This is a genomic window from Streptomyces sp. NPDC059008 (assembly GCF_042749045.1).
GTDB lineage: Bacteria > Actinomycetota > Actinomycetes > Streptomycetales > Streptomycetaceae > Streptomyces.
The window spans coordinates 61,326-80,108 of the sequence record NZ_JBHYJC010000025.1 but is presented as its reverse complement, the minus strand read 5'-3'; the positions used below and the strand labels follow the sequence as shown (position 1 = coordinate 80,108).

Annotated in this window: 15 protein-coding genes and 1 pseudogene; 4 read left to right on the top strand and 12 right to left on the bottom strand. The window is 73.2% G+C overall.

All coding sequences use genetic code 11. The features are described from left to right. Positions 1-62 precede the first annotated feature (62 nt). The 7 genes and pseudogenes from ACFWZH_RS26255 to ACFWZH_RS26225 form a co-directional block, all read right to left on the bottom strand. Positions 63-1,163 carry a Zn-dependent alcohol dehydrogenase gene (locus ACFWZH_RS26255; RefSeq protein ID WP_384435983.1) on the bottom strand — a complete coding sequence of 367 codons (1,101 nt, stop codon included), beginning with the start codon at positions 1,161-1,163 and terminating at the stop codon, positions 63-65. An 83-nt stretch (positions 1,164-1,246) separates the two neighbouring features. Further along, positions 1,247-2,665 (bottom strand): aldehyde dehydrogenase family protein, encoded by a 1,419-nt coding sequence (locus tag ACFWZH_RS26250; RefSeq protein WP_384435980.1) that lies wholly within the window; start codon positions 2,663-2,665, stop codon positions 1,247-1,249. Between the two features lie 80 nt (positions 2,666-2,745). Next, the gene (locus ACFWZH_RS26245) at positions 2,746-3,645 is read right to left on the bottom strand and encodes an NAD(P)-dependent oxidoreductase (RefSeq protein WP_384435977.1); all 900 of its coding nucleotides are present in this window, start codon (positions 3,643-3,645) and stop codon (positions 2,746-2,748) included. Between the two features lie 106 nt (positions 3,646-3,751). Next, a pseudogene (locus ACFWZH_RS26240) lies at positions 3,752-4,473 on the bottom strand (hypothetical protein); the annotation flags it as partial. Then, the gene (locus ACFWZH_RS26235) at positions 4,474-5,901 is read right to left on the bottom strand and encodes a CitMHS family transporter (RefSeq protein WP_384435975.1); all 1,428 of its coding nucleotides are present in this window, start codon (positions 5,899-5,901) and stop codon (positions 4,474-4,476) included. Between the two features lie 133 nt (positions 5,902-6,034). Beyond that, complete coding sequence (locus ACFWZH_RS26230; protein ID WP_384435972.1) at positions 6,035-8,260, bottom strand: molybdopterin oxidoreductase family protein; 2,226 nt, start codon at positions 8,258-8,260, stop codon at positions 6,035-6,037. A gap of 135 nt (positions 8,261-8,395) precedes the next feature. Beyond that, complete coding sequence (locus ACFWZH_RS26225) at positions 8,396-9,040, bottom strand: TetR/AcrR family transcriptional regulator (RefSeq protein ID WP_384435969.1); 645 nt, start codon at positions 9,038-9,040, stop codon at positions 8,396-8,398. Between the two features lie 102 nt (positions 9,041-9,142). Between ACFWZH_RS26225 and hmgA the strand changes: the two genes are divergently transcribed. Next, positions 9,143-10,477: a homogentisate 1,2-dioxygenase gene (gene hmgA / locus ACFWZH_RS26220; RefSeq protein ID WP_384435966.1), complete on the top strand. Its 1,335-nt coding sequence runs from the start codon at positions 9,143-9,145 to the stop codon at positions 10,475-10,477. Between the two features lie 16 nt (positions 10,478-10,493). Beyond that, the gene (locus tag ACFWZH_RS26215) at positions 10,494-11,243 is read left to right on the top strand and encodes a GntR family transcriptional regulator (protein ID WP_384435963.1); all 750 of its coding nucleotides are present in this window, start codon (positions 10,494-10,496) and stop codon (positions 11,241-11,243) included. A gap of 12 nt (positions 11,244-11,255) precedes the next feature. Here ACFWZH_RS26215 and ACFWZH_RS26210 read toward each other — a convergent pair whose 3' ends face one another. After that, a complete protein-coding gene (locus ACFWZH_RS26210; protein WP_384435960.1) occupies positions 11,256-12,647 on the bottom strand; it encodes an MFS transporter in 1,392 nt (463 codons plus the stop codon). 178 nt (positions 12,648-12,825) lie between these two features. Between ACFWZH_RS26210 and ACFWZH_RS26205 the strand changes: the two genes are divergently transcribed. Beyond that, positions 12,826-14,085, top strand: a complete 1,260-nt coding sequence (locus ACFWZH_RS26205; RefSeq protein ID WP_384435957.1) for a type ISP restriction/modification enzyme — start codon at positions 12,826-12,828, stop codon at positions 14,083-14,085. Positions 14,086-14,114: 29 nt separating this feature from the next. Here the strand turns inward: ACFWZH_RS26205 and ACFWZH_RS26200 are convergent, their stop codons facing one another. The 3 genes from ACFWZH_RS26200 to ACFWZH_RS26190 form a co-directional block, all read right to left on the bottom strand. After that, a complete protein-coding gene (locus ACFWZH_RS26200) occupies positions 14,115-14,852 on the bottom strand; it encodes a TetR/AcrR family transcriptional regulator (protein ID WP_384435954.1) in 738 nt (245 codons plus the stop codon). A 156-nt stretch (positions 14,853-15,008) separates the two neighbouring features. Beyond that, positions 15,009-15,272: a hypothetical protein gene (locus ACFWZH_RS26195; RefSeq protein ID WP_384435951.1), complete on the bottom strand. Its 264-nt coding sequence runs from the start codon at positions 15,270-15,272 to the stop codon at positions 15,009-15,011. 273 nt (positions 15,273-15,545) lie between these two features. Next, positions 15,546-16,352, bottom strand: coding sequence for an SGNH/GDSL hydrolase family protein (locus ACFWZH_RS26190; RefSeq protein WP_384435948.1), 807 nt, complete (start codon positions 16,350-16,352; stop codon positions 15,546-15,548). A 328-nt stretch (positions 16,353-16,680) separates the two neighbouring features. On the opposite strand from ACFWZH_RS26190, the gene ACFWZH_RS26185 reads away from it, so the two are divergent. Then, positions 16,681-17,919, top strand: coding sequence for a S8 family peptidase (locus tag ACFWZH_RS26185; protein WP_384435945.1), 1,239 nt, complete (start codon positions 16,681-16,683; stop codon positions 17,917-17,919). Positions 17,920-18,015: 96 nt separating this feature from the next. On the opposite strand, the gene ACFWZH_RS26180 is transcribed toward ACFWZH_RS26185, so the two are convergent. Next, entirely contained in the window at positions 18,016-18,720 is a 705-nt protein-coding gene (locus ACFWZH_RS26180) for a YoaK family protein (protein WP_384435942.1), read from the bottom strand. Positions 18,721-18,783: the final 63 nt, after the last annotated feature.

Here is an 18,783-nt window from a genome sequence, read left to right as displayed (position 1 = left end):
ACCAGCGCGATCGCGGACAGCGTCACAGGCGTGCCGGCCCCTGCCCCAGGGACGCGTCGTCGCTAGAAGACCACCAGCGCCCGTCCGCCCTTGCCGGCCAGCATCGCCTCGAAGGCGGCCGGGATGCCGTCGAGGCCGATCCGGTCGGTGACCAGGCCGGAGAGGTCCAGGGCACCGGAGCGGACGTGCTCGGCGATGACGGGGAGGTCGCGGGCGGGGTCGCTGTTGCCGTAGACGCAGCCGGAGAGGGTCCGGCCGAAGTAGAAGATCTCCAGGGCGGAGAAGGTCACCTGCTGGTCCTGGCCGCCGATGCCGACGACCGTCGTCCGGCCGCCGCGCCGGGTGGACGTCCAGGCCGTCCGGATGGTGTCGGCGCGGCCCACGCACTCGATGGCGACATCGGCGCCCACGCCCCCGGTGAGCCCGCGGATCCGCTTGGCCCCCTCCTTCTCGAAGAACGCGGGCCCGTCGGCCAGCACGAACTCGGTGGCGCCGGCCGAGCGGGCCAGCTCCTCCTTGTCCGGGGAGACGTCCACGGCCACGATCGGGCCCGCCCCGGCGATCCGTGCCGCCTGCAGCGTGGCCAGCCCCACCCCGCCGACGCCGAAGACCACCACCGACTCCCCCGCGCGCACCCGTGCGCTGTGGTGCACCGCGCCCCAGCCGGTGAGCACCGCGCAGCCGAGCAGCGCGGCGTCGGCGAGCGGCACCCCGGCCGGCAGCGGCAGCGCGGCGTGCGCGGGCACCACGGTCTCCTCGGCGAAGGCGGCGGTGCCCAGGCCCGGGTAGAGCTCGGTGGCGTCGGCGGCGAGCCGGGCGTACGGGGCGTTCGCGGCGAGGCCGGAGTGGGCGCACAGCCAGGGCTCGGCGAGCCCGCAGAAGTGGCAGCTGCCGCAGGACGGCGCCCAGTTGAGGACGACCGGGTCGTTGGGTGCCACCGTCGTCACGCCGGGGCCGACCGCGGTGACGGTGCCCGCCCCCTCGTGCCCGAGGACGGCCGGGGCGGGCTGGCGCAGGGTGCCGTTGGACAGTGAGAGGTCGGAGTGGCAGACGCCGGCGGCGGCGAGTCGGATACGGACCTGCCCGGGGCCGGGCTCGGGCAGATCGATCTCGGTGACCTGGAGCGGGGCGTTGACGGCGGGCAGTACGGCGGCGCGGACCACTGGTTCTCCTCATGCACGGGACGGCGGGACAGGGTAGTGCCGCGCGACCGGGAGGCGGCACCCGCCCCCGCCGCGCGGCCCGGTCAGAACTGGAGCGACTTGGTCTGGAGGTACTCGGCCAGTCCGTGCGGGCCCAGTTCCCGGCCGACGCCGGACTGCTTGTAACCGCCGAACGGGGCGAGGGGGTTGAAACGGCCGCCGTTGATGTCGACCTGCCCGGTTTCCAGGCGCCGGGCGAAGGCGACCGCCGTCTCCCGGTCGCCCGCCCACACCGCCCCGCCCAGCCCGTAGGCGGAGTCGTTGGCGATGCGCAGCGCCTCCTCCTCGCTCTCGTACTTCAGGATCGACACCACCGGGCCGAAGATCTCCTCCTGCGCGATCGTCATGTCCGTCGTGACGTCGGCGAAGACGGTGGGGCGTACGTAGTAGCCCCGCTCCCGGCCCTCGGGCGCGTCCGGTCCGCCGACCACCAGGCGCGCGCCCTCCTGCACCCCGCGCTCGATGTAGCCGCGCACCCGGTCGCGCTGCTCGGCGTTGACGACCGGGCCCAGCCGGCTCTCCTCGTCCTGCGGGTCGCCCGCGAGGTAGCCGCCCACGGCCTCCGCGGCCAGCGCCACCGCTTCCTCGTACTGGTCGCGGTGCACCAGCATCCGGGTCAGGGCGTTGCAGGACTGGCCGGAGTTGCGCATCACATCGGCGACGTTGACCTGCACCGCCTTGGCCAGATCGGCGCCCGGAAGGATGACGTTGGCGGACTTGCCTCCCAGTTCCAGCGCGACCCGCTTGACGCCGCCGCCGGCGATCGCGCCGATCTTCCGGCCGACCGCGGTCGAGCCGGTGAAGGACACCAGGTCCACGTCCGGGTGCTCGGCCAGCGCCTGGCCCGCGACATGGCCGAGGCCGGTGACGAGGTTGAAGACACCGGCCGGTACGCCCGCCGCGTCCACGCACTCGGCGAAGAGCTGGGCGGTGAGCGGGGTGTCCTCGGCGGGCTTGAGGACGAGGGTGCAGCCCGCGGCGAGCGCCGGAGCGACCTTGTTGACGACCTGGTGCAGCGGGTAGTTCCAGGGCGTGATCGCGGCGACCACGCCGACCGGCTCGTGGTAGACGGTGGAGTTGCCGATGCGCTCCTCGAAGGAGTAGGAGGCGGCCAGTTCGGCGTACGAGCCGGTGATCACGACCGGCAGCGCGGCCTGCACCCGCCGGCTGAAGCCGAGCGTGGCGCCCAGCTCCGCGGTGATGGTCCGGGCGATCTCCTCCGTACGGGCGGCGAGCTGGTCGCGCAGCGCGGCCAGCCGGGCGGCGCGCTCGGCCGGGGCGGTGGCGGCCCACCCGGGCAGCGCGGCGCGGGCGGCGCGCACGGCGGCGTCCACATCCTCCGCCGTGCCGGCCGGGACGGTCGCGATGACCCGCTCGTCGGCCGGGTTGACCACCTCGATCGTCCCGGCACCCGCGGCGGGCCGCCAGGTGCCGTCGATGAACATCGCGTCGTGGTGCTTCACTTCGTCGTCCTCCCGAGCCGGCTGGTGGTCATCGCCCCCAAACTAGCGCCGGTAGTTTTGCGCCGCCAGGCCGGATCCCCTCACGCCTCGGCGGTTCGCTTGTGCATCTGCGCCATCACGCTGACGAATCCCGCACCGCCGTGGCCCGCGGCGATGGTCCGGTCGACCAGGCCCTTGACGGCGGTGAGGACCTCGGTGTCGACGCCGCGGTGCTCGGCCGCCTCGATGATGTGGGCCAGGCCCGCCGCCTCCATGACGATGTTGTCCTGGTCGCCGGAGAACACCCCGCGGTCCAGGTCCTCGGCCATGCCCGCCGCGATCGCCGGCAGGATGCCCACGATCGCCTCGGTGAACGGCGCGAACTCCCCGGCCGGTATGCCCTCGGACCCGGACAGCGCGAAGGAGTGCACCAGCCCGGCCATCGCCGCATAGAAGAAGCCGAGCAGGGAGAGATCGTAAACCGCCGCCGTACCGGCGTCCTCCCCCAGGTACACGGCCCGCCCGCCGAGCGCCCTGAGGGCCGCCCGGTACGTCGTGAAGGCGTCCCGCGCACCGCTGTAGAGGATGGTCGCCTCCTCCTGCCCGATGACCGGCGTCGGCACCATGATCGAGCCGTCGAGGTAGGTGATGCCGTGCCCGGCGGCCCATGCGGCCGCGGCCCGCGAGCGCTCCGGGGTGTCGGAGGTGAGGTTGACCAGCACCCGGCCGGACAGCTGCGCGCCGACCGGCTCCAGGAGCGCCCCGGAGGCGCCGTAGTCGACCACGCACACGATCACCAGCGGTGCGGCCGTCACCGCCGCGGCCACCGTGTCCGCGCGGACCGCGCCCCGCTCGAGAAGTTCGTCGGCCTTGCCCGGTGTGCGGTTCCAGACCGTCGTGGGGTGCCCGGCCCGGAGGAAGGCGTCGGCCAGCGCGCGGCCCATGGCGCCGAGTCCGAGGACGGTCACGGGGGTGGGGGTGTGCTGCTGCGAGGTGCTCATCGAGATGCTCCGCGTCGTGCGCGTCGGGGCCCGGCCCACTGCCGGTCCCGCTGTGCACACCACCCTGCCGACCTGCGCTTACGGTTCCCTTCGGGTCTGCTTACGGTCCCTTCGGGCCGGCCAGCAGACCGGCGCCGGCCGGGGCGGCGACCTGGCCATGGGGGTCCCCCGCGCCGTTCAGGTGTGGGGGACGGTTGCCGGTGAGGCGCAGCGCCAGCGCCGTGCTGCGGGCCCGCTCGGGCGCCGCCTGGACGACGGTGGTCATCGACAGCGGCCGGCCGGCGCCCAGGCAGAAGCCGAGCGCGCTCAGCATCACCGCCGGCGCCCAGACCGGGACCGGCAGCACCAGGGCCCCGCACAGCAGCCCGGCCGGCGCGCAGCTGCCGGCCATCAGCGCGGTGCGCCCCAGCCACCGGATCATCGGCGTCATCACCAGCCGGCAGGCGCGGCGCGCGGCCGGCGACGATCAGGGCGGTGGCGCTGGTGGGCGCCATCTCGCCGTCGTGCTCGGGGACGACCAGACCGGCGGCGACCGGGCCGATCAGCTGCCCAGCAGCGGTGCGCAGCGGCCCTGGTCGGTACGGCGGCCGAGCGGGACGGCGGCCAGCAGCGGCAGCAGCGCGCAGCAGGCGGTGATCACGCCGACGGCTCGTTCTTCCCCAAGCTCTCCACTGCGTTCGAGCAGGGGAGACCCCGATCGCCCAGGGTGAGGGCCCGGTAGGAGACGGCCGGCCTGGCCATGCTCACCGCTCCCTGTGCGAAGGAGAAGGTGATGACCAGCCGCAGCAGCCAGCTCCTGCCGGGCCCTCGGGTGTCGGCCGCGGTCATCTAGATGATGCCGAAGAGCAGACCGGCTCCCAGGACCACGAGGGAGGTGAGGGCGGCCCATTTGACGGTGAACTTGGTGTGGTCGCCGAACTCGACCTTGGCCATGCCGACGAGCACGTACACGGCGGGCACCAGCGGGCTGGACATGTGCAGGGCCTGTCCGACGAGGGAGGCGCGGGCGATCTCGACGGGGGCCACGCCGTGGGCGGCGCCGGCCTCGGCGAGGATCGGCACGATGCCGAAGTAGAAGCCGTCGTTGGACATGAAGTACGTCAGCGGGATGCTGAGGACCCCGGTGACGATGCCCATGTGCGGGCCGAGCGCGTCCGGGATGCCGGAGACCAGCCAGCGGGCCATGTGCTCGACCATGCCGGTTCCGGTGAGCACGCCGGTGAAGACGGCCGCGGCGAAGACCATGCCGGAGACGTTGAGGACGTTCTCGGCGTGCGCGGCGATGCGGGCCTTCTGGTCCTTCATCTGCGGGAAGTTGACGGTGAGCGCGAGGGCCGCGCCGAGCAGGAAGAGGACCGGGATGGGCAGCGTCTGCAGGATCAGCAGGGTGAGCAGCGCGACGGTGAGCGCGGCGTTGAACCAGTAGAGCTTGGGGCGCAGGGTGGCGCGCCGCGGGTCCAGGCCCTGCAGGTCCACCTCGCGCGGGTCGCCGTCGCCGCCGGCCGGCGCGGAGCCGCCCGTGGGGTGCCCGCCGGCGGCGGACACGCCGCCCTGGGCGCCGGCGCCGGCCCCGACCAGCACCTGCTCGGTCTCCTTCTCGTCCGCGGTCTCGGAGACGATCCGGGTCTCACCCAGGGTCAGTACGCCCAGCCGCTTGCGCTCGCGCCGGCCCAGGGCGTACGCGAGGGCGAAGACGGCGACCAGGCCGACGGCCAGGGCGGGGATCATCGGGATGAAGATGTCGCCGGCGTCGAGCTTGAGCGCGGTGGCGGCGCGGGCGGTCGGGCCGCCCCACGGGAGGGTGTTCATCACGCCGTTGGCGGTGGCGGCGACACCGGTCATGACGACCAGGCTCATCTTCAGCCGCTTGTAGAGCGGGTAGAGCGCCGAGACGGTGATCATGAAGGTGGTGGAGCCGTCGCCGTCGAGCGAGACGATCGCGGCGAGCAGCGCGGTGCCGACCACCACCCGCACCGGGTCCGCCTTGCAGAACTTCAGGATGCCGCGGACGATCGGGTCGAAGAGGCCGACGTCGATCATCACCCCGAAGTAGATGATGGCGAACATCAGCATGGCGGCCGTGGGGGCCAGGTCACCGATGCCCTTGAGGACGTAGTCGCCAAGGCTCGCGCCCTGTCCGACCAGGACGCAGAACAGCGCGGGAATGAGCACGAGCGCTGCCATCGGTGACATCTTCTTCATCATGATCAGCACCAGGAAGGTGGCGATCATGACGAATCCGAGGATTGTCAGCATTAGGGGTACCTCACGTTCGCCCTTGAACATCGGCCGGGGGTGGCGGTCGAGGTGACGTTAGGTGCCGCAAAGTTTTGTTAACAAGGCCTTGACGCGCGAGCAATAAGAGCAAAACCCCAGGTCAATAGGGATCTCAGTGGACGGGCGTGAGCACAACGGGCAGTCCGTTGAGCACCGCGGTGCCCGAGAGCGGGTCCAGCAGCCGGCCCGCGTTGAGCTGGTTGACGTTCACGCCGGGGTCGGCGGCGGCGACCGCGAGCCGGGTGCCGGGCCGGTCGTGGCCCCAGCCGTGCGGCAGGCTCACCACACCCGGCCGGACCGAATCGGTGATCTCCACCGGCACCTCCACCTCGCCCCCGTCCCCCTTCAGGCGCGCCGACCCGCCGTCGGTCAGCCCCAGACGCGCCGCGTCCTCGGGGTGCACATGGACCGTGCAGCGGTTGCTGCCGCCCACGAGGGCCGGGACGTTGTGCAGCCAGCTGTTGCTGGAGCGCAGATGGCGCCGGCCGATGAGCAGCACACCCTCGGGCACCTCGCCGAGGCGGCCGCGGAGCCGGGCGGCCTCGGCGGCGATCGGCCCGGGGCACAGTTCGACGGCGCCGCTGGGCGTTCTCAGCAGGGCCGGCAGCCGCGGGGTGAGCGGGCCCAGGTCGATGCCGTGCGGGTTCTGCAGCAGCCGCGCCAGTGAGAGCCCCTCGGGGTCGGCGCCGAAGCCCTCGCCGTACGGGCCGAGCCGCAGCATCATGTCCAGCCGCCGCTCGGCGCCGGTCTCGCCGGTCAACTCCGCGGCGAGTTCGGCCGGTTGGCGCCCGTGTACCGGGGAGTGCGGATCGGCGACGGCCTTGGCGAGGGCCGCGTCGAGCACCATGGCGTCCACCAGTGCGGGGTCCGCGCCGTCCTGCCCGCCCGTGCACAGGATCAGCCGGGCCTGGATCTCGCACTCGTCGGGCCGCCCTTCGGCGAGCGGCAGGACCGGGCGGGTGTAGCGCACCTGGTTGCGCACGGCCAGCGCGTTGAAGGCGTAGTCGAAGTGGGCGCTGCGCGAGGGCGGGGGCGGCGGCAGCACCACATCGGCGTGCCGCGAGGTCTCGTTCAGATACGGGTCGACGCTCACCACGAAGTCCAAGGAGGCCAGCGCGGCGTCGAGCCGGTCGCCGTCGGGGACGGACAGGACGGGGTTGGCGGCGATGACGACGGCGGCCCGGACCCGGCCCTCGCCCGGTGTGTCGATCTCCTCGGCGAGCGCCGCGATGGGCAGCTCGGACTTGGCCTCGGGGTGGCCGGAGACCCGGCTGCGCCAGCGGCCCAGCGCGAAGCCGCGGCCGGGCTTCGGCGGGCGCGGCGCGGCGGCGGTGGCGGACAGCGGGAACATGAGGCCGCCGGGGCGGTCGAGGTTCCCGGTGAGGACGGCGAGGACGTCGACGAGCCAGCTGGTCAGGGTGCCGAACTCGACGGTGGTCGAGCCGATCCGGCCGTACACCGCGGCGGTCCCGGCGGCGGCCAGTTCACGGGCCAGCCCCCGGATCCGCTCGGCGGGCACCTCGCACAGCGGGGCCACCGCCTCGGGCGTGAAGTCCGCCGCCAGCCGCTCGACCTCGTCGACCTGGACGACGTGCCCCGCGCGCTCCCCGAGGTCGACCAGGCCCTCGTCGAACAGGACCCGCACCATCGCGAAGAGCAGCAGCGCATCGGTGCCGGGCCGGATCGCGAGGTGTTCGTCGGCCAGTTTGGCGGTACGGGTGCGCCGGGGGTCGATCACCGTCAGCCGGCCGCCGCGGCGGCGCAGCGCCCTGATCCGGCCGGGGAAGTCGGGCGCGGTGCACAGGCTGCCGTTGGAGTCCATCGGGTTGGCGCCGATGACCAGGAGGTGGTCGGTGCGGTCCAGGTCCGGTACGGGGATGGCCAGCGGGTCGCCGTAGAGCAGTCCGCTGGAGACGTGCTTGGGCATCTGGTCGACGGTGGAGGCGGAGAAGACGCTGCGCGAGCGCAGGCCGGCGAGCAGCACGGGCGGGTAGAGGGCGCCGGCGACGGTGTGCACGTTGGGGTTGCCGAGCACCACGGCGACGGAGTCGGGGCCGTGCGTGTCGAGGACCGGGCGCAGTCCGGCCTGGACGGCGGCGAACGCCTCGTCCCAGGTGGCCTCGGTCAACCGGCCGTCGCGCCGGACCAGGGGGCGGACCAGCCGGTCGGGATCGGCGTCCAGCTCCCCGAAGGAGGCCCCCTTGGGGCAGAGGAAGCCCTTGCTGAAGACGTCGTCGCGGTCGCCGCGGGCGGCGGTGATCCGGTCGCCGTCGAGGGTGACGGTCAGCCCGCACGTGGCCTCGCAGAGCGGGCAGATGCGCAGGGCGGTACGGGTCATCGGTCCCTCCCGGGGACGGTGCCGGCGGGCTGCGTACCGTCCGACCATACCGACCGGTAGGCATGAGGGCAGCCCCCCGGCGGAAATCCGCCGGGCGACCGCCCGCTTCCACGGCACCGGGCAGGCCCGCCCGTCTCACTCCCCCGCGTCGAGATACCGCGCCAAGTACGACCGCAGCAGCAGCTTGGCCTCGGTGACGATGGCCGGGTCGCCGGCCGGGTCCGTACGGAAGGCGAGCTGCAGCAGCGCATCGGCCGTCTCGACGCCGACCAGGAACGCGGTCCGCAGCCGCTCGTCGGCGGCGTCCAGGCCGAGCGGGCCGGCGAAGAGCACCAGCAGCCGGTCGGCTACCAGGTAGTTGGCCCGGCGGGACTCGGTCGGGGCCGGGACGGTGAACTCCACCAGGGCGAAGCCCGGGACCGTCCGCTTCATGGCGAGGTACTCGTCGACCACCACGTCCATCGCGCGCCGCCACTCCAGCGGGACACCGGCCGGCGCGGTCAGCCGGGCGGTGATGCGGTCCGCGTAGGCGTCGAGGTTGCGCCGGGCGAGCGCCTCGGCCATGGCGCGTTTGTTGGGGAAGAAGCGGTAGACCGAGCCGATCGGCACACCGGCGCGGCCGGCCACGGCCCGGGTGCTCAGCTCCTCGTACCCGGTCTCCTCCAGCACTTCGGCGCAGGCGTCGAGGATTCTGGCCAGGCGCTGGGCGCTGCGCCGCTGGACGGGGGCGCGGCGCAGCGGGGCGGGCGGCGGGGCGGGGCGGGGCGTCGGCTGCTGCACCCGACCATCCTGCCCGCCCTCCAGGCCGGGAGTCTCCGTTGACGACCCCCTTCGACAATCCTAAGGTCTTGCATAGGATTCCTTGAGCGGCGGGAGCACGCGATGGCAGGCACGGGCAACGAGCAGGCGAGGAAGACGGCCGAGGGGCTGGAGTACGCCACCGGCTTCGGCAACGAGCACAGCTCGCAGGCCGTGCCCGGCGCGCTGCCGGTGGGCCGCAACTCCCCCCAGCGGGCACCCCTCGGCCTGTACGCCGAGCAGCTCAGCGGGTCGGCGTTCACCGAACCGCGCGACCACAACCACCGCTCCTGGCTCTACCGCATCCGCCCCTCGGCCGCGCACCCGCCGTTCGTCCGCGCCGAGCAGCGCGCCCTGCGCTCGGCGCCGTTCACCGACTGCGCCCCCGACCCCAACCGGCTGCGCTGGAACCCGCAGCCCGCGCCCGAGGGCCCGACGGACTTCCTCGACGGCCTGTGGACGCTGGGCGGCAACGGCGACGCGACCCAGCGCACCGGCATGGCCGTCCACCTGTACCACGCCAACACCGCCATGGACCGCCGGGTGTTCAGCGACGCGGACGGCGAGCTGCTGATCGTGCCCGAGCGGGGCGGGCTGCTGCTGCGCACCGAACTCGGCCTGCTGCGGGCCGAACCGGGCGAGGTGGCGCTGATCCCGCGCGGTGTGCGCTTCCGTGTCGAGCTGCTGGACGCCACCGCCCGGGGCTATGTCTGCGAGAACTACGGCCGGCCCTTCCAGCTCCCCGACCTCGGCCCGATCGGCGCCAACGGCCTGGCCAATGCCCGGGACTTCCGCGCGCCGGTCGCCGCCTACGAGGACGTCGAGGGCCCCGTCGAGGTCGTCAACAAGTTCTGCGGCAACCTCTGGACGGCGACCTACGACCACTCGCCGCTGGACGTCGTCGCCTGGCACGGCAACCACGTCCCGTACGTCTACGACCTGCACCGCTTCAACGTCATCGGCTCGATCAGCTACGACCACCCCGACCCGTCGATCTTCACCGTGCTCACCTCCCCGTCCGACACCCCGGGCCTGGCGGGCGTGGACTTCGTGGTGTTCGCGCCGCGCTGGCTGGTCGGCGAGGACACCTTCCGGCCGCCGTACTTCCACCGCAATGTGATGACCGAGTACATGGGTCTGATCGAGGGCGCCTACGACGCGAAGACGGCCGGTGAGGGGGGTTTCGTACCGGGTGGTGGATCGCTGCACAACATGATGTCGGCGCACGGGCCCGACCGGGAGACCTTCGACCGGGCGAGCGCCGCCGAGCTGGCGCCGCAGAAGATCGACGACGGTCTGGCGTTCATGTTCGAGACCCGCTGGCCGCTGACGCTCACCGCCCAGGCCCGGGACGCCGGCCATCTGCAGCGCGGCTACGACGACGTGTGGCAGGGTCTCCAGCGCCACTTCCGCCTGTGACACCCGGGGAACCCTCGTGACCACCTTCGCTCCCGACTCGCTGGACCTGAACCGCAAGCTGCCGCTGTGGTACCAGGTCTCGCAGTCGCTGCGCGCCTCCATACTGGGCCGCTCCCCCGAGGCCCCGCTGCGGCTGCCCACCGAGGACGCGCTCGCCGCGCACTACGGCGTGAGCGTGCTGACCATGCGCCAGGCCCTCAAGGAACTGGAGGCGGAGGGCCTGATCAGCCGGCACCGGCGCCGCGGCACCTTCATCGAGCCGAGCGCACGGCGCGGGGCGCCGGTGCGGCTGCTCGGCTCGGTGGACACGATCGTGGCCCAGCAGTCCGGGATGAGCACCGAACTGACCGAGCACGGGCCGGTCGCGGTCCCCTCCGAACTGACCGAGTACTTCCCGGAGTCGACCGAGGTGACCGGCTTCGGCCGGCTGCGCGGCGACGAGGAGACCGGCGAGCCGACCAACCACGCGCGCAACTACGTACGGCCCGACGTCGCCGCCCGGATCGACCCGGCGGACCTGGTGCGCTGGCCGATGACGAAGGTGCTGCGGGACGTGGTGGGGGTGCGCATCAGCCGGATCACCGACACCGTCGAGGCCCGGCTGGCGGACCCGGAGACCGCCCGCCTCCTGCGGGTCCCGCTGCTCAGCCCGATCCTGCACTACACGGGCGTCACCTACGACGAGGCCGGCCGCGTGGTCGACGTCGCCCTGATCCACTACCGCGGGGACCGCTTCTCCTTCACGGTCACGCTGGACGCGCACTGACCCGGCCCCCGCTCAGATCCGCTCCAGGCTCCGCCCCGTACTGCGCGGGCCGAGCAGCGCCACGTCCAGGCACAGCAGCAGCATCAGCCCGGCCGAGCCGGTGAACACCGCGGCCGGGCCGAGGGCGTTCAGCACGCCGAGCGCGACGAACGGCAGCACGACCGAGGTGAGCCGGGACAGCGAGTAGGCGATGCCGATCGCGCTGCTGCGCAGTCCGGTCGGGAAGATCTCGGTCTGGTAGACGTGGAAGGCGTTGGAGAAGACGTTGCTGCAGACCGTGAGGGCGAAGCCGAAGGCGACGACGGCCCAGGTGGCGGAGGCGAAGCCGAACGCCAGACCGCAGCCGGCGATGCCGAGCGCCGAGGCGACGATCAGGGAGCGGCGCTCGATCCGGTCGATGAGCGGGGTGGACAGCGCGGAGCCGATCGGATAGCCGCAGAAGCTCAAGGCCGCGTACAGCAGCGACTCGGTGACGGTGTGGCCCTTGGCGGTGAGCACCACCGGCGCCAGCGATCCGAAGCCGTAGTAGCCGACGGTCTGCAGCACCTGGAAGATCCACCACATCACCGTCCGCCGCCGCTGGTCGCCCCGGAACATCTCGGCCAGCGGCACCTTCCGTTCGGGCACGGTCTCCGCCTCCGGTACCGACGGCAGGCTGGCGCCGGTCTCCCGCGCCACCCGCTCCTCGATGCCGGCCACGATCCGCTCGGCCTCCGCGCCGCGCCCGTGGACCGCCAGCCACCGCGGCGATTCCGGGAGCCGGCGCCGCATCAGCTGCAGGAACGCGGCTCCGAGCGCACCGGCGGCGAGCAGCCAGCGCCAGCCCTCGATTCCCAGCGGCTGGTGGGCGGCCACCAGCCGGGCACCGAGCAGCGCGGCGACCGGGACGCCGACGAAGCCCAGGGTGTACGCCCAGGCGAGGTAGCGGCCGCGCACCGCCCGCGGCAGCAGCTCCGCGAGATAGGTGTCCACCAGCACCAGCTCCGCGCCCAGCCCGAGGCCGGACAGGAACCGCAGGATCAGCAGCCACCGCAGATCCGGGGCGAAGGCGCACCCCAGCGAGAACGCCGCGTAGAGCCCCAGGTTGGCCAGGAACATCCGGCGCCGCCCCCACCGGTCGGCGAGCACCGAGAGCACGTTCGCGCCGACGAACATGCCGAGGAACCCGGCGGCGATCACCGCGGACTTCGCGGTGTGCCCCAGGTCCCACTGTTCGGCGAGGACCGCGGCCAGCACCCCGCCGAGGAAGATCTCGTAGAGGTCGAAGAAGGCGCCGATGCCGACGACGAGGGTGATCCGGCGGTGCCAGCGGGACGGCGGCAGCCGGTCCAGCCGGGCGGCGACCCGGTGGCCGGCGGGGGGTCCCCCGCGCCGTTCGGGCGTGGGTGAGGCGGTGTCCGTCACAACGGCCCTCCCTGAGCATGCCGGGCGTACGGCTCAGGACCGTACTCCTCCAAGATCAGCAAGCGGAAGACCGCATCGGCGGCGCCCCGGACGGCGGGCGGGGCCTCGGGCACGGCGCGGCCGCGGGGCCCGTGGATACCATGCCGGGGTCAACCGAACGGTCCGGGAGGGGCTCCGCGTGACGGCGAAGCAGGACGCGCCACGGCTGTCGGATCTCATGCCGTGGTCCGTGCCGCCGCTGCGGCTCGGCCGGTCCTGGGTGAGGGCGCCGGATCCGGCCACCCTGCGCGCCCGTTGGGCGGCGCTGGTCGACGCCGAGGACGTGGCGGCCCGCGAGCGGCTCTTCGGGCCGTCCCGCGCCCGCACCCTGCACTCCGCCGTCGGCCAGCTGCCGGGCCAGGCCACCGGGACCGGGCGGCTGTACCGGGCGAGCGGACCGTGCCCCGAGCCGGTGCGGATCCTGCACGGCCCGTTCGACCAGCAGTGGCTGCTGCCCGACCACCGGCTGATCGACGCGGCCCGGCCGGAGCTGTGGCGGGTGGCGGACGAACGCCAGCTGTACGCGGTCGGATCGGGGGCGGCTCCGGAGCCGGCCGGCCCCGCGGTGGTGTGCTCGGCGCTGCTGCCCGACGGATGCGCACCGGCCGGCCGCCCCGGGCGGATCCATCCGCTCTACCGCCGCCCCGGCGGGCAGGAGCCGAACCTGCCACCGGGCCTGCTCGCCCTGCTCGGCCGCCGCCTGGACCGCCCGGCGACCCCGGTGGACCTGTTCGCCTGGATCCTCGCCGCCGCCCGCCACTCCCCCGACGGCACGGTGGTGCCGCTGACCGCGGACCCGGAGGTCTGGGACCGCGGAGTCGCGCTCGGCACCCGGCTGCTGTGGCTGTTCACCCGGGGCGGCCACGCGCCCGGGGGCGGGCCGGCCGGCCCCGGTGAGCGGCCGCGGATGCCGGGCGGCCGCCGCCCGTATGTGCGCGCGGCGCTCCCCGCCCGCGGGCTGCCCGAGTCCCTCGGATACGACCCGGAGGGGGAGGCGCTCCTGCTCGGCAGCGGCCGTATCTCGCCGGTGCCGAGGGGGGCGTGGGAGTTCCACGCGGGCGGGGTACGCGTCCTGGAGGCGTGGTTCGCCCAGCGCACCGGCGCGGCGGCGGACGGGGCACCGCCGCCCGAGGCCGGTTCGCTGGCCGCGCTGCGCCCCGCCGACTGGCGCCAGGAGTGGACCTCGGAGCTGCTGGAGCTGGTCACCGTGCTGGCGCTGCTGGCCGAGCTCCAGCCGCGGCGCGAGGAGCTGAACCGGCATACGGCGGACGGGCCGCGGCTGACGGCGGACGGGCTGCGGGCGGACGGCGTGCTGCCCGCGCCGGTCTCCGCGTACCGCCCGGCGTCCGTCCTCGACCACCACGAGGAGGGCCCGGAGGGCCAGTTCGCGCTGCTGTGAGGCGGCGGCTGCTGTGCGCCGTCGGCCGGTCAGCCGGTGCCGGACGCCGCGGACGCCTCGTACGCGTCGAGCACCCGCCCGATCATCCGCGCGAAGATCTCATCCGGATCGCCGGCCGTTGCGCCCTTCGCCAGGGCGCGGGCCACCAGCGGATACCGCCCGGTGCCGACCACCGTGCGCAGATAGCCGGTCTGTGCCGCGCGCCGCGCCTCGGGGCTGTGGCCGGACTCCTTGGCGCGTTCGGCGGCCGCCTGCTCGGCCGACGCCATGGAGAGCACCGTGCCGTTGACCATCGAGATCAGCTCAAGTTTGAGGCCGTCGTCGAGCCCTGAGCCCTCCAGCGCGGCCAGGCAGTACTCCATGCAGCGCAGGGCGTTGGGCCCCAGGAAGCTGTGCGACAGCACGGCGCCCGGCATCCAGGGGTGGCGCCGTATCATCTCCCGCTCCTGCTGGGCGAGTTCCAGCAGATCGGCGCGCCAGTCCCCGGAGGGCCGGTCGGGCAGACGGTACTCGCCGCCGACCCGATCGACCATCAGGTCGACCAGATCGCCCTTGCTCGGCACGTAGTTGTAGAGCGACATCGTGGCGCAGCCGACCGCGGTCGCCACCCGCCGCATGGAGACCGCCGCGAGCCCGGACTCGTCGGCGATCCGCACCGCCGCCTCGGCGATCCCGTCCCGGGTGAAGGCGGGCCGGGGGCCGCGGCCCGCCCGCTCGGGTCGCGCCCAGATCACCTCGGGTCCGGCCGCGCGGCCGCTCGCTGCCATGGATCGATCACCTCGCCGCCCTTCTCGTTACGTACATCGTACGCAGAGAGGTGCCGTGCCATGAAAAAACCACCCGTCACGACGTGACGGGTGGTGCTGGGCGGACCGGTCGGGCGGGGGCGGGCCGGCCGCCCGGTAAGCCGCTGGTGAAGCGGGTCAGCCGTGCCCCCCGAACAGCGAACGCCGCAGCCTGCGCAGCGGCGCGAACAGCGACACCCTGGCGCCGCGGCCGTTCCTCGTACGCGCGTGATCGCGCGCGGTGAGCTCCTGCATCAGCGAGGTCGCGCCCTCCGCCTCACGCTGCGGGATGGCGGGTCCACCCAGCACCGCGAGATGGCGGTCGAGACGCGCGCTGGACGCACTGCTCCCGCAATTGACGGCAGGGACTCTCGCCCTGCTACGCACTGTTATCTGTTCCATGAATCTCCCCACCCTTACGAGGGCACCCGGCCCGGGCAGGGTAACCCTATCTCTCTTGGCGGACACGCGTGCAGACCGGTCAACGGATTCACCTGCCTCGCCTTGACGTTGACGAACACCATACGGAATGTCACGTACAAGGCGCGTACCAGGGCGAGTTGAGGGACCGTCGGGCTCTGGCGGGGGTCTTCGGGGGCCGCCGACGGGGCGCCGGAACGCCCGGGGAGAGACCGGGATCTCACGACCCCTCCCCGGCGCCCGGTGTGCGGGTCGTCACGCGGTGGCGGCGAACACCGGCTGATACCCGCCGGACTGACCGGCGGCGGTGGGGTGGTAGGACTCGTCGACGGGATAGGTCACGCTGCGCAGCCAGGCGCTGCCCGAGCACAGCTCATGGCCGGCGAAGGTGGTGTTGACGTCGCCGAAGGCGAAGCCGTGGTCGGCGGCGCGCTTGGCGGTGACGCCGTTGATGGCGTCGGCGGCGGCGTTGATCGCGGACCGGGACTTCTCGGAGAGGCCGCCCACGCAGCTTCCGCCGAGTTTGTAGAAGCGCGGATAGCCCAGGACCACCACGCGGGCGTTCGGGGCCTTCTGGTCGATCGCGTCGTACACGGTGTCGAGCTTGCCGGGCAGGGTGTTGTCGATATAGGTCCTGGCCTGCGCGACGCGGGCCAGGCAGGCGCTCTCGCCCTGGAGCGCGCAGGTCGTCATGGTGTCGGCGAAACCGGCGTCGTTGCCGCCGATGGTGATGCTGACCAGACCGGTGGAGGCGTTGAGCGGGCCGAGCTGACCGTTCACCACATCACCCGTTCGGGCTCCGGAACAGGCGGTGAAGGCGAACGAGGAGGGGGAGTGCGCGGCGCTCCAGAGGGCCGGGTAGGCCTTGGTGCTGCGCTTGCAGGAACCGCTGGTGCCGTCGTAACTGCCGGCCCCGACGCCCGAGGAGTACGAGTCGCCGAGGGCCACATAGCCGGTTGCGGTGGGGAGTTGGGCGGACGCGGCGGCGCTCGCGCCGGTGAGCGCGAGCGCCGTGGTGACGAAGAAGGCGGACGTCAGGGCCGCGAATCGGGACAGTCTCATGGAACCTCCCTTAGCAGGATCTCTGCCATATCCGTCGTAGCAAGATTCCCGGACTGTCGGAAGTGTTCATGTCAAAAGTCATTCCGCAGTTCACGGCAAATCTCCTGATTGGGGCGGATGTTCACTGCCATGTCATTTCTTTGCCGTGACGTGCATATGACATCCCGACAGAACCCTTGCCGTCCGTGTTCGAAGCCCGCGAATCTTTTTGACGGGCGGTCAACGGTTCAACGGACTCCCCCCACCGCCCCAAAGGTGCGTACGAACCCGTACGCAACCCCCTGCGCGCGCACCACGGCGCGCCACCGATGAGGAGGACTCCCTCGCGATGGCAGTGATGCGTTCCACCACATCCCGCACCACCCCGCGGCGTTCGACCACGCTGCGGATCGCCACGGCGCTGGCCGCGACCACCGCGGCCGCCGCCCTGGGCACCCTCGCCTTCCCCGCCCACGCGGCACCCGCCGAGGGCACCGTCGTGGGAGCCGGCGCCCCGGACGCGGTGCCCGGCAGCTATATCGTCACGCTGAAGCGCTCGGCCGGCCTCAAGGCCGCCTCGGCCGACGGCAGAGGCCTGATATCCGACTACGGCGGAACGGTGCGGCGGACCTACACCGCCGCACTCAACGGCTACTCCGCCAGACTCTCCGCGCGGGCGGCCAGAGCGCTGGCCGCCGACCCGGCGGTCGACAAGGTCTTCCAGGACCGCACCGTGCACGCCCTGGGCACCCAGACCAACCCGCCGTCGTGGGGCCTGGACCGGATCGACCAGGCCAAGCTGCCGCTCGACAAGAAGTACAGCTACCCGGACAGCGCGGGCGCCGGTGCCACCGTCTACGTCATCGACACCGGCGTACGCGTGACGCACCAGGACTTCGGCGGCCGGGCGGTGAACGGCTACGACGCGATCGACAACGACAACGTGGCGCAGGACGGCAACGGCCACGGCACCCATGTCGCGGCGAACGCGGCCGGCACGGCGTACGGCGTCGCCAAGAAGGCGAAGGTCGTGGCGGTGCGGGTGCTGAACGACTCCGGCTCCGGCACCACCGCCCAGGTCGTCGCGGGCATCGACTGGGTCACCAGGAACCACAGCGGCCCGTCGGTGGCGAATGTGTCGCTGGGCGGTGGCCCGGACGCGGCCCTGGACACCGCCGTGCAGAACTCCATCAAGAGCGGGGTGACGTACGCCGTCGCCGCCGGCAATTCGGGGGCCAACGCCCAGGGCTACTCCCCCGCCCGGGTCCCGGAGGCCATCACGGTCGGTTCGACCACCTCCACCGACGCCCGCTCGTCCTTCTCCAACTACGGCTCGCGGGTGGACATCTTCGCGCCCGGCAGCTCCATCACCAGCGCCTGGAACACCGGCGACTCGGCCACCAACACCATCTCCGGAACCTCGATGGCCACCCCGCACGTGACCGGTGCGGCCGCGGTCTACCTGGCCGGTCACCCGACCGCCACCCCGGCGCAGGTCGCCACGGCCCTGACGAACGGCGCCACCTCGGGGGTGGTGACCAACCCGGGCAGCGGCTCGCCCAACAAGCTGCTGAAGATCGTCCCGTAGGGGCGGTGTGACCCCTCGTGCCCATGAGGGCCCCGGGCGGCGGTGCGCCGTCCGGGGCCCGGCACGGCTCCGGCGGCGGGCGCGGGTGGCGCGGCGTCAGCCCTCGTTGGAGCGAGGGCCGTGGGTGAAGCCGTACATCAGGAAGGCGGTGGCCGCGACGAACACCGCCACCAGCAGGATCACCAGCGTCGGCCGCGTCCCCAGGCCGAGCAGGCCGGCGCCCAGGAGGCCGCCGGCGAACATCGCGGTCACGGAGGACAGCCGGCGGGCCCCGGCGTGGGAGCCGTACCCCAGCTTCCTGTCGTGCCCCAGCAGCGACCCGCTGGCCAGGGCCGCCATCGCCCGGGTCTCCACGGTGGTGGTCAGGTCCGGGGCCGCGGCCCGCATGCTGGTGACATTGCGCATGCCCATCGCCACCGCCATCAGCCCGACGACGACATGGCGCCGGGCGAGCACCGGACCGGGACCGTCCTCCCAGGCCGCCACCGCCGCCGCGAACAGCAGCGCCGCCTCCGCGACGAGCGCGGCCGGGAACCACGGGCGCTGCCCCGCGGCCAGCGTCGACTCCAGCCGGGCCCCGAGCGCCGCGCCCAGCAGGAAGGCGCCGATCGAGACCGCCGTGGCGGCCACCGGCAGCCCGCCCTGACCGGCGATACCGAATCCGAGGAAGAGCAGGTTGCCGGTCTGGGTGGCGGTGAAGACCTGACCGAGCGTCAGAAAGCTGACGGCGTCCAGCACGCCGGTGGCCACGGTCAGCCCCACCATGACCACCGTGAGCGCGGTCCCACTCGGCGGCTCCACCGACCCGACTCCTTCCACCAGGCTCCCGACCTGGGGGCGTGTCCGGTGGATCAGGCTCGGATC

Coding starts and splice junctions, on each gene's coding strand:
- ACFWZH_RS26245 (WP_384435977.1), bottom strand. CDS start 3,645: ATGAGCACCTCGCAGCAGCACACCCCCACCCCCGTGACCGTCCTCGGA.
- ACFWZH_RS26235 (WP_384435975.1), bottom strand. CDS start 5,901: ATGCTGACAATCCTCGGATTCGTCATGATCGCCACCTTCCTGGTGCTG.
- ACFWZH_RS26230 (WP_384435972.1), bottom strand. CDS start 8,260: ATGACCCGTACCGCCCTGCGCATCTGCCCGCTCTGCGAGGCCACGTGC.
- hmgA (WP_384435966.1), top strand. CDS start 9,143: ATGGCAGGCACGGGCAACGAGCAGGCGAGGAAGACGGCCGAGGGGCTG.
- ACFWZH_RS26200 (WP_384435954.1), bottom strand. CDS start 14,852: ATGGCAGCGAGCGGCCGCGCGGCCGGACCCGAGGTGATCTGGGCGCGA.
- ACFWZH_RS26195 (WP_384435951.1), bottom strand. CDS start 15,272: ATGGAACAGATAACAGTGCGTAGCAGGGCGAGAGTCCCTGCCGTCAAT.
- ACFWZH_RS26190 (WP_384435948.1), bottom strand. CDS start 16,352: ATGAGACTGTCCCGATTCGCGGCCCTGACGTCCGCCTTCTTCGTCACC.
- ACFWZH_RS26185 (WP_384435945.1), top strand. CDS start 16,681: ATGGCAGTGATGCGTTCCACCACATCCCGCACCACCCCGCGGCGTTCG.